8 protein-coding genes and 1 pseudogene are annotated in these 12,621 nt (G+C 75.6%); 5 read left to right on the top strand and 4 right to left on the bottom strand.

What is annotated here, in order from left to right; genetic code table 11:
* Positions 1-257 (bottom strand): annotated as a pseudogene (locus tag ACWF9Z_RS34395) (hypothetical protein); the annotation flags it as partial.
* A 23-nt stretch (positions 258-280) separates the two neighbouring features.
* Complete coding sequence (locus tag ACWF9Z_RS34390) at positions 281-1,567, bottom strand: glycoside hydrolase 5 family protein (RefSeq protein WP_453609202.1); 1,287 nt, start codon at positions 1,565-1,567, stop codon at positions 281-283.
* 249 nt (positions 1,568-1,816) lie between these two features.
* Between ACWF9Z_RS34390 and ACWF9Z_RS34385 the strand changes: the two genes are divergently transcribed.
* From ACWF9Z_RS34385 to ACWF9Z_RS34375, 3 genes are all read left to right on the top strand, one after another.
* Positions 1,817-6,265: a glycoside hydrolase family 38 N-terminal domain-containing protein gene (locus ACWF9Z_RS34385; protein WP_453609200.1), complete on the top strand. Its 4,449-nt coding sequence runs from the start codon at positions 1,817-1,819 to the stop codon at positions 6,263-6,265.
* An 8-nt stretch (positions 6,266-6,273) separates the two neighbouring features.
* Entirely contained in the window at positions 6,274-7,305 is a 1,032-nt protein-coding gene (locus ACWF9Z_RS34380) for a LacI family DNA-binding transcriptional regulator (RefSeq protein ID WP_453609198.1), read from the top strand.
* A gap of 107 nt (positions 7,306-7,412) precedes the next feature.
* Positions 7,413-8,342: an ROK family protein gene (locus tag ACWF9Z_RS34375; RefSeq protein WP_453609209.1), complete on the top strand. Its 930-nt coding sequence runs from the start codon at positions 7,413-7,415 to the stop codon at positions 8,340-8,342.
* 76 nt (positions 8,343-8,418) lie between these two features.
* Here ACWF9Z_RS34375 and ACWF9Z_RS34370 read toward each other — a convergent pair whose 3' ends face one another.
* On the bottom strand, positions 8,419-9,414 hold the full coding sequence (locus ACWF9Z_RS34370) for a TAXI family TRAP transporter solute-binding subunit (protein ID WP_453609195.1): 996 nt from the start codon (positions 9,412-9,414) through the stop codon (positions 8,419-8,421).
* Positions 9,415-9,554: 140 nt separating this feature from the next.
* On the opposite strand from ACWF9Z_RS34370, the gene miaB reads away from it, so the two are divergent.
* Positions 9,555-11,117 carry a tRNA (N6-isopentenyl adenosine(37)-C2)-methylthiotransferase MiaB gene (gene miaB / locus ACWF9Z_RS34365; RefSeq protein WP_453609192.1) on the top strand — a complete coding sequence of 521 codons (1,563 nt, stop codon included), beginning with the start codon at positions 9,555-9,557 and terminating at the stop codon, positions 11,115-11,117.
* Between the two features lie 172 nt (positions 11,118-11,289).
* Positions 11,290-11,997 carry a class III extradiol dioxygenase subunit B-like domain-containing protein gene (locus ACWF9Z_RS34360; protein ID WP_453609189.1) on the top strand — a complete coding sequence of 236 codons (708 nt, stop codon included), beginning with the start codon at positions 11,290-11,292 and terminating at the stop codon, positions 11,995-11,997.
* 359 nt (positions 11,998-12,356) lie between these two features.
* Here the strand turns inward: ACWF9Z_RS34360 and ACWF9Z_RS34355 are convergent, their stop codons facing one another.
* A complete protein-coding gene (locus ACWF9Z_RS34355; protein WP_453609187.1) occupies positions 12,357-12,602 on the bottom strand; it encodes an antitoxin in 246 nt (81 codons plus the stop codon).
* Positions 12,603-12,621: the final 19 nt, after the last annotated feature.

The following is a 12,621-nucleotide window of genomic DNA, read 5'->3' as shown; positions in this document are numbered from 1 at the left end:
CCCGGGGGGGCGCCCCCCCCCGCCGCCCCCGCCCCGCCCCGGGCGCGGCCCACCCCGCGCCGGGTCGGCCGTGCCGGGGCCGCCGTCGGGGCGCGGCCGGCGCGGGTGGCGCGGGCGGCGGTGGCCGGGGCGGACCGGTCGGTCGAGGGGGACCGGTCGGTCGGGGCGGATCGCTCGGTCGAGGGGGACCGGTCGGTCGGGGCGGACCGGTCGGTCGGGGTGGTACGAGGGGCGACGCCGTTGTCGGTCTCGGACATGCGGGATCCTCCGTAAGGGACGGTCAGGCCCGGATGGGAACGTCGGACGGGTGCAGTACCTCGGTGATGCCGCGCGCGGCCAGGTGCTCCGCGTCCCCGGCGAGCTCGGCCAGGACCACCGCCGGGCGGACCCCCCGCGCCGTGAGCTCCGCCCAGGCCTCGAAGAAGGCTCCGCCGGGTGCGCAGACCGAGCGGTTCGGTGCGGCCTCGGCCCCGCCCACGTCCACGGCCAGCGCGGTGGAACGCACCGGAGGCCGGTGCTCGCGGCCCCGCCACTCGGCGGCGATCCGGGCGATCACCTCGCCCGCGGGCTTCGTGCGGCGGTCGTTGGTGAGCAGGCCGAGGCCGTACTCCAGCTCCGGGAAGTCGGCGAGCTCCCGGGACACGTCGTGCGAGCACCACCAGGTCACGCCCCAGAGGTCCGGGCAGTCCAGCGCGTTCGCGACGGTCGCCCCGCTGAAGGAGGCCGCGTGCCCGGGCCCGATCAGCGGCGCGGGCGCGCCCACTTCCTGGAGCCACACCGGGCGGTGCGGATCGCGGGCCCAGGCCTTGGAGAGCTCGATCAGGTACGCGGCGTGGTGCTCGGTGGCCGTACCGGTGCGGCCGTGGCGCTGGGCGGTGCCGTTGAACACCCACGAGTGCACGGCGGTGGCGCCGCCGAGACGGGCCGCCTGGGCGGCGGTGAAGGGGTGCCCGTCCCGGTACCAGGCGGCGTCGTACTCGGCGTGCAGGTGCAGGAGGCCCGGCGCGCCCTCCTCGCAGGCGGCGAGCATCCGCTCCAGCCACCGCCCGGCCTGCTCCCGCGTGATCCGGTCGGGTGAGGGGTGCGGGTCGTCGGAGAACTGGTTGATCTCGTTGCCGACCGTCATGCCGAGGAAGTTCGGCCGGTCCGCGAGGGCGGCGGCGAGCGTGCGCAGGTACTCCTCCTGCCCGGCGACCACCTGGGGATCGCTGAAGATGTTCCGGCGGTGCCAGGTGCCGGTCCAGGCGGGCAGGAAGTCGAAGCTCGACAGGTGCCCCTGGAGGCCGTCCACGTTCACGTCGAGCCCGCGCTCGGCGGCGGCGTCGGCGAGCGCGACGAGCTGCTCGACGGCGCGCGGCCGGATCAGGGTCCGGTTCGGCTGGAAGAGCGGCCACAGGGGGAAGACCCGCACGTGGTCCAGGCCGAGCCCGGCGATCGAGTCGAGATCGGCCTCGACCTCGGCGAGGTCGAAGTCGAGCCAGTGGTGGAACCAGCCGCGCGTCGGCGTGTAGTTCGCGCCGAAACGGAGGCTGCGGGCGGGTGCGGTGGCGGCGGTGCCGTCGTGCATGAAGGGTCCTGGAGTTCAGGGTGAATTCGCGGAATGACCCATAACCTGCCGCGCGCACCGGGTGAAGTCAACAGGGCCCCTGCGTCCGGACCTCCCGATGCGGAAGGCGTGAAGTCCCGCCCGCCCGGACGTCGGTACTTATGCGCTTCAGTGCCGTTGACAGCAGGGTTACGGTCGCCTGAAGCTAGGACCACTAATGCGGTTTAGTTTTCGTTGCGCGGTATGGTCGCACAAGGGAAGTATGCGGAAATGGACAGCGGAATTACGGTCACGGCGGTCACCGCCCCGGCCCTCTTCAGCGGCCCGGCGGAAACCCCCGAGCAGGTCATCCGTGTGCGCATCCGCAGGACGCGCCCGGCCGGACCGCTGCACGTGGCCGTGCACGGCGAGGGCGTCACCACCGCGCACCCGCGCATCGTGCGGGCCGACACCGCCGACGCCTTCGGGAGCGGACGGGAGCCCGCCGCCGGCCGGGGCGTCGAGTCCACCGTCGAGGTCGCCGTCCGCACCGGCGGCGCCGCCCCCGGCACCTTCCTGCCCGCCGCCGTCCGCGTCACCACCCCCGCGGGCCGGCCGCTGGCCGAGCGCGCCTTCGGCCTCGCCGTCGCCGAACCCGGCTGGACCGTCCGCCTCGTCCCGCACTTCCACTACGACCCCCTGTGGTGGAACACCCAGGCCGCCTACACCGCCCTCTGGGACGCCCCCCTGGGCCCCGGCGAGCCCGAACGCGGCTGGGAGTACACGGGCGTTCCCGCCTTCACCCTCGTCCCGCTCCACCTCCAGCAGGCGCGCGAGGACCCGGCGTACCGCTTCGTGCTCTCCGAGGTCGACTACCTCAAGCCCTACTGGGACACCCACCCCGGCGAACGCGACGCACTGCGCGCGCTGATCGCCGAAGGCCGCGTCGAGATCGTCGGAGGCACCTACAACGAGCCCTCCACCACCCTCACTTCCGCCGAGACCACCGTCCGCAGCGCCGTCCACGGACTCGCCCTGCACCGCGGCACCCTCGGTGCCGACCCGCGCACGGCCTGGCAGCTCGACGTCTTCGGCCACGACCCGTCCTTCCCCGCCCTGATGGCCGGCGCCGGCCTCGACTCCGCCGTCCTCGCCCGCGGCCCCCACCACCAGTGGGGCCCGATGATGGACACCTGGGGCGAGGAACTGCGCGCCCCCACCGCCATGCAACTGCCCGCCGAGTACGAGTGGATCGCACCCGGCGGCCAGGGCCTGCTCCTGCACTACCTGCCCGCGCACTACTCCGCCGGCTGGTCCTCTCACCGGGCACCGGACGCCGAGGCCGCCGCCGCACAGCTCCTCGACCTCTACGAGCTGCTGCGCACCGTCGCCGCCACGAAGAACGTGCTGATCCCGATGGGCACCGACTTCTCCTGGCCGCACCGCTGGGGCCTGGAGGTGCAGCACGCCTGGAACCGCCGCTACCGCTGGCCCCGCATGGAACACAGCGGCCCGCGCGCCCACTTCGACGCCGTCCGGGCCGAACTCGCGGCGCGCGGCGAGCAACCGCTGCCCGTCACCCGGGAGATGGGGCCCGTCTACACCGGCAAGGACGTCACGTACGCCGACGTGAAGCAGGCCCACCGTTCGGCCGAGAACCTCCTCGAACAGGCCGAGGCCTTCGCCGCCCTCGCCTGCTCCGAAGGTCTGGCCGACTACCCCGCCCAGACCCTGTCCAAGGCCTGGCGCCACCTGTTGCACGCCGCCCACCACGACGCCGTGACCGGGACCTTCTCCGACCAGGTCTACCTCGACCTGCTCCCGACGTGGCGCGAGGCCCACGACCTGGCGGCCGGGGTACGGGACGAAGCGCTGCGCGCGCTGACCGCCGCGGCCGACACCCGGGGCCCCGGCCCGCTCGCCGTCACCGTGTTCAACCCGGTGTCGTGGACCCGCACCGATCTGGTCCGTACGAGCGTCGACCTGGCGGCACTGGGCCTCGGCCCCGGCGCCGCGTGCGACGCCCGTGCCGACGTTCGTGGCGACGCCTGCGCCGAAGCCCGTGCCGAAGCCCGCGCCGATCCGTGCGCCGACGCTCGCGCCGCAGCCCGCGCCGAGCGGATCACCGTCCTCGACGACGCGGGCCGCGGCGCGCCCGTCCACCTCGAGTCCGTCGACGGCCACGTGGCGAACGTGGTCTTCCTCGCCCGGGACGTCCCCTCGCTGGGTCACCGCACCTGGTGGCTCGCCGCCTCCCCGCTGCCCGTCTCCGGCGGCTGGGAGCCCGCGGAGCCGTCGGAGCCGTCGGCGGGGCCAGCCGTCCAGAACGAGTTCCTGCGCGCCGAGGCCGACCCCGCGCGCGGCGGCGGCCTCGCCCGGCTGCTCGACCGGCGCACCGGGCAGGAGCTGCTCACCGCCGGAGAAGTGGACGAACTGGTGGTGCAGGAGGAGTACGACCGGCACCCCTTCTTCGAAGAGGGCCCCTGGCACCTGCTGCCCAAGGGGCCGGACACCGGCTCAAGCTCCGCCGCGGCCCGGTCCTGCCGCGCGGAGCGCGGGCCGATCGGCTCGCGCATCGTGTCCACCGGACGGACCGGGCCGGTCCGCTGGACCCGGACCACCACCCTCTGGGACGGCCTGGACCGGGCGGAACTCACCACGACGGTCCACGCGTTCGACGGCTCCGATCAACTGCTGCGGCTGCGGATCCCGGCCGACGTGCCCGGCGCGCTGCCGGTCGCGGAGACGGCGGCCGCCGTGGTGGGGCGCGGGTTCGCCTTCCCCGAGGCGGACGCCGGGGCCGACCGCACGCGGGCCCCGTGGACCCTGGACAGCTCCTGCCTGAACTGGTTCGCGCTGTCGGCGCCGATGACCGGTCCGGGCGGCCGGGCGCTGGGCGCGGCCGAGATCGTGCTCCCCGGCCCGGGGCCCTGCGAGGGTCTGCGGGAGCTGGTCATCGCGCTGGGCCGGCACGGGGTCACCGCGACCCCGACCCGGCCGGGCGGCCCGCGCTGGGGCGACCTGGCGGTGGACAGCAGCCTGCCCGATTTCCGCATCGCACTCGGCGGGCCCGAGGAGAACCCGTTCACGGCGGAGCTGCTGGAGTCGGCCGGTCCCGCGTACGCGAAGGCCGTACGGGAGCACGCGCGGGTGTGGGTACCGGCCCGCGCGGGGCTCCGCCCGCTGTGGAGCCCCGGCTGCGACCTGACCGGGATCCGGGACCTCCCGGTCCTGGTCCTGACCGGGCCCGCGGCGGAACTCGCCCGCGCCGTGGCGGAGTCGGGCCGGCTGGAGGCGACGGCCCCGCAGGAGGCGACGTACGCGGACGGGGCGACGTACGCGGACGGGGAGGCGTACCCGGACGGGGCGACGTACCCGCACGGGGAGGCGTACGCGGACCGTACCGTCGGGGTCCTGGTGCGCGGCACGCCCAGCTTCGCCGTCGACACCGCCGGGCGCCTGCACAGCACCCTGATGCGGTCCTGTACCGGCCGGCCGAGCGGAGCGTGGATGGACCCTCCGCGGCGCACCGCCCCCGACGGCAGCTCCTTCCAGCTCCAGCACTGGACCCACGTCTTCGAGCACGCACTCGTCGCGGGCTCCGGGGACTGGCGCGCGGTGGACCTCGTGCGCCGGGGGCGGGAGTTCAACAAGCCGCTCACCGCCGTCACGGCCGCTCCCGGCGAAGGCCCCCGGCCCCCTGCGCGTTCGCTGCTCGGCGTGGAGCCGGCCGACCGGGTGCTGATCGAGGCGGTGAAGCGGGCCGAGGGCTCCGGCGACCTCGCGGTCCGGCTGCGCGAGACGCACGGCCGCCCGGCGACGGCCGGGACGCTGTGGCCGACGGATCCGGCCGCCGAGGCCGATCTGCTGGACCGGCCGACCGGCGCCTTCGACGGAGAGATCCAGGGCGCCGCGACGACCACGCTGCTGTTGCGCGCGGAATCGGGCATGCCGCTGCGGGAGGGGGAGCGGGAGGAGCACCAGCCGGTGCTGTTCAGCCGGTACTGGCTGCACAACACCGGGACGGCCCCGCTGGGGAACGCCCCGTACGCGGTGACGTGTGACGGGACCGGGTCCGACGCGAAGGTCACCGTCGCCGCGCACGGGTCCGGCGGGCCGGTCGCGCTGGAGGTACGGGCCCCGGAGGGCTGGAAGAGCTCATGGACCCACAGGCACGCCGAGCTGCCGGCCGGCGGCCACGTCGTGCTGCCGCTGACCGTGGAGCCGGCGGCGGGGGCCGAACCGGGCGAACACCTGGTCCGGATCCTCGCCACCACCCCGGCGGGCACGTTCGAGGACGTCCTCACCGTCACCGTCCCCGTCCCCGCCACCGCCCCTGTACCCGTTTCCGCCGCCGTCCCCGTCCCCGTGCCCGGTCCCCCCACCGACTCCGGACCGGCCCCCGCCGGCCGGGCCGGGCTGTGGGTGGAGGCGCCCGAGCGGAGCGTCACCGTCGCCCCCGGCGCGCGGGCGCGCGTCCGGGCGCGGATCGGCTCCACCGGCATCCGCTCCGCCCTGACGGGCCAGGCGTACGCCGTGTCCCCGTACGGCACCTGGCAGCTGACGGCCCCCGCCGTACAGCCGGTCGAGGTGCCGGCGGAGGGCGGGACCGAGGCCGTCTTCGAGGTGCGGCCGCCGCTCGGCACCCCGGCGGGGGAGTACTGGATGCTGGTCAAGGCGGTCTGCCAGGGCAGGATCGCGTACGGTCCGGCCATTGCCGTCCACGTCAGCGAGGGATGAGACAGGCCATGGCCCGCAGACCCACCATCAAGGACATCGCCCGGCAGGCGGGGGTGTCCGAGAGCGCCGTCTCCTTCGCGCTCAACAACCGGCCGGGAGTCTCCCAGGACACCCGCGCCCGGATCCGCCGGGTCGCCGAGGAGCTCGGCTGGCAGCCCAACAGCGCCGCCCGCGCCCTCTCCGGCGAACGGTCCGGCGTCGTCGGGCTGGTCCTCGCCCGGCCCGCGCACACCCTCGGCGTCGAGTCGTTCTTCCTCCAGCTGGTCTCCGGCATCCAGGAGGTCCTGGCCGCCGGCCGGATCGGCCTGCTCTTCCAGGTCGTCGCGGACCTCGACGCCGAATGCGCCGTCTACCGCCGCTGGTGGGCCGAACGGCGCGTGGACGGGGTCATCGTCGTCGACCCGCGGTCCGGCGACCCGCGCCCGGCCCTCCTCGAACAGCTCGCCCTGCCCGCCGTCACGGTGGGCGAGACCAGCCCGCCCTGCGCCCTGCCGGCCGTCTGGGCGGACGACGCGGGCGCCATGGCCCAGGTGCTCGGCCACCTGTACGGCCTCGGGCACCGCCGGATCGCCCACGTGGCCGGTCTGCCCGAGTTCGCCCACACCGAGCGCCGGATCCACTCGCTGCGCGCCGAGGCGGAGCGGCTCGGTCTGGGCCCCGGCCAGGTGCGCTCGGTCCCCACCGACTACTCCGACGCCGAGGGCGCCGCAGCCACCCGGCGGATCCTGGCCGACCCGCGCCCGCCGACCGCGATCGTCTACGACAACGACGTGATGGCGGTGGCGGGCGCCGCCGTCGCCGCCGAGCTGGGCATTCCCGTGCCGGGCCGGCTCTCCCTCGTGGCCTGGGACGACTCCGCGCTCTGCCGGGTCACCCACCCGCGGCTCACCGCGCTCGTCCGGGACACCGCGGGCTTCGGCCGGCTCGCGGCCGAGGAACTCCTCGCCGTCCTGGCGGGGAGCGCGCCGGGGTCCCGCGAGGGCGAGCGGCCCCGGCTGGAGCCCCGCGAGAGTACGGCGCCGCCGCCGGCCGCATACTGAATTTCCGGACCCCTCCCTGGAGCGCCCCCGTGACCCCTCCCCTTCCCACCCCCGCACCGACCTCCGCGTTTCCCGGCCCCCGCGCCGACGCGGGAGGCGAATCCGGCCTGACGGTCGCGATCGACATCGGGGGCACGAAGATCGCCGGCGCGCTGGTGGACTCCGACGGCGCGATGACGGCCACCACCCGGCGCCCGACCCCGCGCGGCACGGACGCGGACACCGTCTTCACGGCCGTCGCCGAGGTGGTGGCCGAGCTCGCGCAGTCCCCGCTCTGGCCCTCGGTGGTGCGCTGCGGGATCGGCAGCGCCGGTCCGGTGGACTCCGTGCTCGGCACGGTCAGCCCGGTGAACATCACCGCCTGGCGCGGTTACCCCGTCCAGGCGCGGGTGGAGGCGGAACTCGCGGGGCACGGGGCGCGGATCCCGACGGTGCTGGCGGGCGACGGCGTGGCGATGACCGCAGCCGAGCACTGGCTGGGCGCGGCCCGCGGGCACGCCAACGCGCTCTGCATGGTGGTCTCCACCGGGGTCGGCGGCGGCCTCGTCCTGAACAACCAGCTCCACCCCGGCCCCACCGGGAACGCGGGCCACATCGGCCACATCAGCGTCGCCTTCGACGGTGAGCCGTGCGCCTGCGGCGGCCGGGGCTGCGTGGAGTCCCTCGCCTCCGGCACCGCGATCGCCCGCTGGGCGCTGGCGCAGGGCTGGTCCCCGGACGCGGACCCCACCGCGGCGGGCGTGGCCGCGGCCGCGCGGGCCGGCGACCCCGTCGCGCTGGCCGCCTTCGACCGCGCGGGCCGTGCGCTGGCCGCGGCGATCGCGGCCACGGCCACCCTCGTCGAGACCGACATCGCCGTCATCGGAGGCGGGGTGGCCGCCTCCGGGGACACCCTCTTCGGCCCGGTCCGGGCGCACCTGGCCTCGTACGCGACCCTGTCGTTCGTACGGGACCTCCAGGTGGTCCCGGCGAGCCTGGGCACGCACGCGGGCCTGATCGGCGCGGCCGCGGCCGCGACGATGCTGCTGCCGTCATGAGCCGCGCCCGGGGCCGGGAAGCCGGCTCCGGGGAACCCCGGCTCCGGGAGCCGGGCACCGGGCGCGGGTCCCGCCGCTACGGCTTGACGGAGCGGTAGTACCGTGCCGCGCCCTCGTGCAGCGACAGCGGATCCGTGTAGATCGCCGTCCGCAGGTCCACCAGCTGCGCCGCGTGCACCTGGTGCCCGATCCGGTCCCGGCTGAGGATCACGGTGCGGGTGAACTGCTCCGTCAGCTCGGCTCCCGTGTCGTCCCGGGTCACCAGCAGGTTCGGCACCGCCACGGTGGCCACCGCCGAGGTGTTGCGGGCCCGCGCGTACGCGTCCTGCGGCATCACCGCGGCCCGGTAGTAGCGGGCCGGGCTGCCGCTGGCCTGGAGCGCCTCCACCAGGTCCCCGAGCTGGACGAGCCGGATCTCGAAGCGCTCCGACAGCTCGCGCACGGCATTGGTCGGGAGTCCGCCCGACCAGAAGAACGCGTCGATCCGGCCGGCCTCCAGCTCCGCCGGCATCGTGTCGATGCCTATGGCCACCGGCGTGATGTCGCGGACCGGGTCCAGCCCCGCCGCCGTGAGCAGCCGCTCCGAGATCAGCCGCACCCCCGAACCGTTCTGGCCGATCGCGACCCGCTTGCCGCGCAGGTCCCGCGCCGACTGGACCGGCGACCCGGCGGGCACCACCAGCTGCACGTAGTCGTCGTAGAGCCGGGCGCAGCCGCGCAGCCGCTCCGCGCCCGCCTTGCGGTCGATGCGGTACTTGGCCACCGCGTCCGCCGTCGCGACCGTGAAGTCCGCTTCGCCGGCGGCCACCCGCTGCAGGTTCTGCTGCGAGCCCTCGCTGGTCTCCAGCCGGACGCGCATCTCGGGCATGTCCTCGGCGAGCGCCTGCTCCAGCAGCTGCCCGTAGCGGTGGTAGACGCCGGTCTGGACGCCGGTGCTCAACGTGAGGTCGCCCTTGAGCTCCGGCTCCCCGAAGGGCCGCAGCCACCAGACGAGGGCGCAGAGCACGGCCAGCACGGCCACCAGGGCCCGCAGGGCATGGCGCCTGCTGATCCGGGGCGGTACGAGAGGCATGCAGCGATCCTGCCACCGCCCCGCCCTCCTGTCACGGCCCGCCCTCCCGGCCCGGCGGCGGGCGGCCGTCAGCCCCCCGGCCCGGCCCCGGACCCCGCCGCGCGACGGAACGCCCCGGAGCGCGCCCTTACCCTTGTTGCATGAGCAGCGAGGGCCGCAGTGTCGGCAACCCCGACACCAGGAGTGAAGCCGTGGACGAAGCACAGCCCGTCGTGACCAGAAGTTACGAGGTGCGCACCTACGGGTGCCAGATGAACGTGCACGACTCCGAGCGGCTGTCCGGTCTGCTGGAGGACGCCGGGTACGTCCGCGCCCCCGAGGGGTCCGACGGCGACGCCGACGTCGTCGTCTTCAACACCTGCGCCGTCCGCGAGAACGCCGACAACAAGCTCTACGGCAACCTCGGCCGCCTCGCCCCCATGAAGACCAAGCGCCCCGGCATGCAGATCGCCGTCGGCGGCTGCCTCGCGCAGAAGGACCGCGACACGATCGTGGCCCGCGCCCCCTGGGTCGACGTCGTCTTCGGCACGCACAACATCGGCAAGCTGCCGGTCCTGCTGGAGCGCGCCCGCATCCAGGAAGAGGCGCAGGTCGAGATCGCCGAGTCGCTGGAGGCCTTCCCCTCCACGCTGCCGACCCGGCGCGAGTCCGCGTACGCCGCCTGGGTCTCGATCTCCGTGGGCTGCAACAACACCTGCACGTTCTGCATCGTCCCGGCCCTGCGCGGCAAGGAGGAGGACCGCCGCCCCGGCGACATCCTCGCCGAGGTCGAGGCCCTCGTCGCCGAGGGCGTCTCCGAGATCACCCTGCTCGGCCAGAACGTCAACGCCTACGGCTCCGACCTCGGCGACCGCGAGGCCTTCTCCAAGCTGCTGCGCGCCTGCGGCGCCATCGAAGGCCTGGAACGGGTCCGCTTCACCTCCCCGCACCCGCGCGACTTCACGGACGACGTGATCGCGGCGATGGCCGAGACCCCGAACGTGATGCCCCAGCTGCACATGCCCATGCAGTCCGGATCGGACACGATCCTGAAGGCGATGCGCCGCTCGTACCGCCAGGAGCGCTTCCTCGGCATCATCGAGAAGGTCCGTGCCGCCATCCCGCACGCGGCGATCTCCACCGACATCATCGTGGGCTTCCCCGGCGAGACCGAGGAGGACTTCCAGCAGACGATGCACGCGGTGCGCGAGGCCCGTTTCGCGAACGCGTTCACCTTCCAGTACTCCAAGCGCCCGGGCACCCCGGCCGCGGACATGGAGGGGCAGATCCCCAAGGAGGTCGTCCAGGAGCGGTACATGCGCCTGGTCGCCCTCCAGGAGGAGATCTCCTGGAGCGAGAACAAGAAGCAGGTCGGCCGCACCCTGGAGGTCATGGTCGCGGAGGGAGAGGGCCGCAAGGACGGCGCCACGCACCGGCTGTCCGGCCGGGCCCCCGACAACCGGCTCGTCCACTTCACCAAGCCGGCGGACGAGGTCCGGCCGGGTGACGTGGTGACCGTCGAGATCACCTACGCGGCTCCGCACCACCTCCTCGCAGAGGGCCCGACCGGAGCGGTACGCCGCACGCGCGCGGGCGACGCCTGGGAGAAGCGCAACGCGGCTCCGGCGCAGCCGAAGGGCGTCCTCCTCGGCATCCCGACGCTGGGCGTCCCGGCCCCCCTCCCGGTGACCACGTCGGGCTGCGCGGTTCCCGCGTCCTCCTGAGGCCCCCCGCCCGGTGGGCCCGGGTCCACCGGGTCCGTCCCGCCGGGTCCGTCCGGCCGGGTCCGTCCGGCGGGGTCCGTCCGGCGGGGTCCGTCCGTCCGGGTCCGTCCCGCCGACGCGGGATCCGGAGGGGCGCGGCAGCCCCCGGCCGGCTGCGGCTACGCTGCGGATCATGCTCGTAGCCGCCGCCGTCTGCCCCGCCCCGCCGATGCTCGTGCCCGAGCTCGCCGCGGGGGCCGCCGCCGAACTCGGCGATGCCCGCACCGCGTGTTCCGACGCGCTGTCCGTGCTCGCCGCCTCCCGGCCCGATCTGCTCGTGGTCGTCGGCGCAGCCGACCGGGACCACCACGGCTCCTACCCCCAGGGCGCCCGCGGCAGCTTCCGCGGGTACGGGGTCGCCGCCGACGTACGCCTGGGCGAGGGCGAAGAGGGCCCGCGCCTGTTGCCCGCCCCTCTCGCCGTCGGCGCCTGGCTGCTCGGCCGCGCAGGCTGGGGCGCCGCACCCGTGGAGGGGCTCGGGGTCGCCGAGCCGCTCGACACCGCGCGGTGCCTGGAGACCGGCCGGGAGCTCGCCGGGCGCGAGGCCCGCGTCGCGCTGCTCGTCATGGGCGACGGCAGCGCCTGCCGGTCCCTCAAGGCCCCCGGCTATTTCGACGAGCGCGCCGCCGGCTTCGACGCCGAGGCCGCCCGCGCGCTCGGCGCCGCCGACGTGGCCGCCCTCGCCGCCCTTGACCCCGAGCTGGCCGCCGAGCTCCAAGCCGCCGGGCGGGCCCCCTGGCAGGTGCTCGCCGGCGCCGCCGAGGGCGCGGGCCTCGAAGGGCGGCTGCTGTACGAGGACGCGCCCTACGGGGTCGGGTACTTCGTGGCCACCTGGTCGTAAGGGAGCCGGGGACGCTCCGGACCCCGGACGCGCCGGACCCCGGGACGCGCCACACCGGGGACAGCCGCATCGGAAACACGGCGGCCGGCGCGGACACGGCGGACACGGCACCACGGCGCACACCCCGGCGCACGGCGAAGGGGCGCGGGGGCCCCCCCCCCCGGGGGGGGGGCCCCCCCTGGGGGCGCCCCGCGGGGGGGGGGGCCGGGGGGGGGGCGGGGCGCGGGGGGGGGGGGGGTGGGGGGGGGGTGGGGGGGCCCGCGCCCGCGCCCCCCGCCCCGCCGCCCCCCCCCCCGCCGGCGGGCCGGGGGGGGGCGGCCCCCGGGCCCGGCCCCCCCCCCCCCCCTTCGGGGACCGCGTCAGGCGGCCGCCGGCGGCGTCGGCCCGCCGGGGGTGTCCTTGTGCGCGATCTTGCCCAGGGCGCCCTTCGCCTTGTCCGCGCCGCTAGAGATCTGGCCGCTGTACTTGCCCTTGGTCTTGGAGTCGACGGCCTTCGCCACCTTGTCCAGATTCTGGGTGATCTTGCCCTCGTGCTGCTGCGCGAGGTCGCCGACCTTGTCCTTGGCGGGTGCGAGTTTGGCCTTCAGATTGTCGAGCAGGCCCATGGGCCACCTTCCATCGGCG

Source organism: Streptomyces sp. NPDC054961, assembly GCF_053609145.1.
This window is presented reverse-complemented; position numbering and strand designations above follow the sequence as displayed.

Excerpts from the sequence above, each read along its gene's own strand:
- ACWF9Z_RS34355 (WP_453609187.1), bottom strand. The coding sequence starts at position 12,602 with ATGGGCCTGCTCGACAATCTGAAGGCCAAACTCGCACCCGCCAAGGAC.
- ACWF9Z_RS34385 (WP_453609200.1), top strand. The coding sequence starts at position 1,817 with ATGGACAGCGGAATTACGGTCACGGCGGTCACCGCCCCGGCCCTCTTC.
- ACWF9Z_RS34390 (WP_453609202.1), bottom strand. The coding sequence starts at position 1,567 with ATGCACGACGGCACCGCCGCCACCGCACCCGCCCGCAGCCTCCGTTTC.
- ACWF9Z_RS34360 (WP_453609189.1), top strand. The coding sequence starts at position 11,290 with ATGCTCGTAGCCGCCGCCGTCTGCCCCGCCCCGCCGATGCTCGTGCCC.
- miaB (WP_453609192.1), top strand. The coding sequence starts at position 9,555 with ATGAGCAGCGAGGGCCGCAGTGTCGGCAACCCCGACACCAGGAGTGAA.
- ACWF9Z_RS34370 (WP_453609195.1), bottom strand. The coding sequence starts at position 9,414 with ATGCCTCTCGTACCGCCCCGGATCAGCAGGCGCCATGCCCTGCGGGCC.
- ACWF9Z_RS34380 (WP_453609198.1), top strand. The coding sequence starts at position 6,274 with ATGGCCCGCAGACCCACCATCAAGGACATCGCCCGGCAGGCGGGGGTG.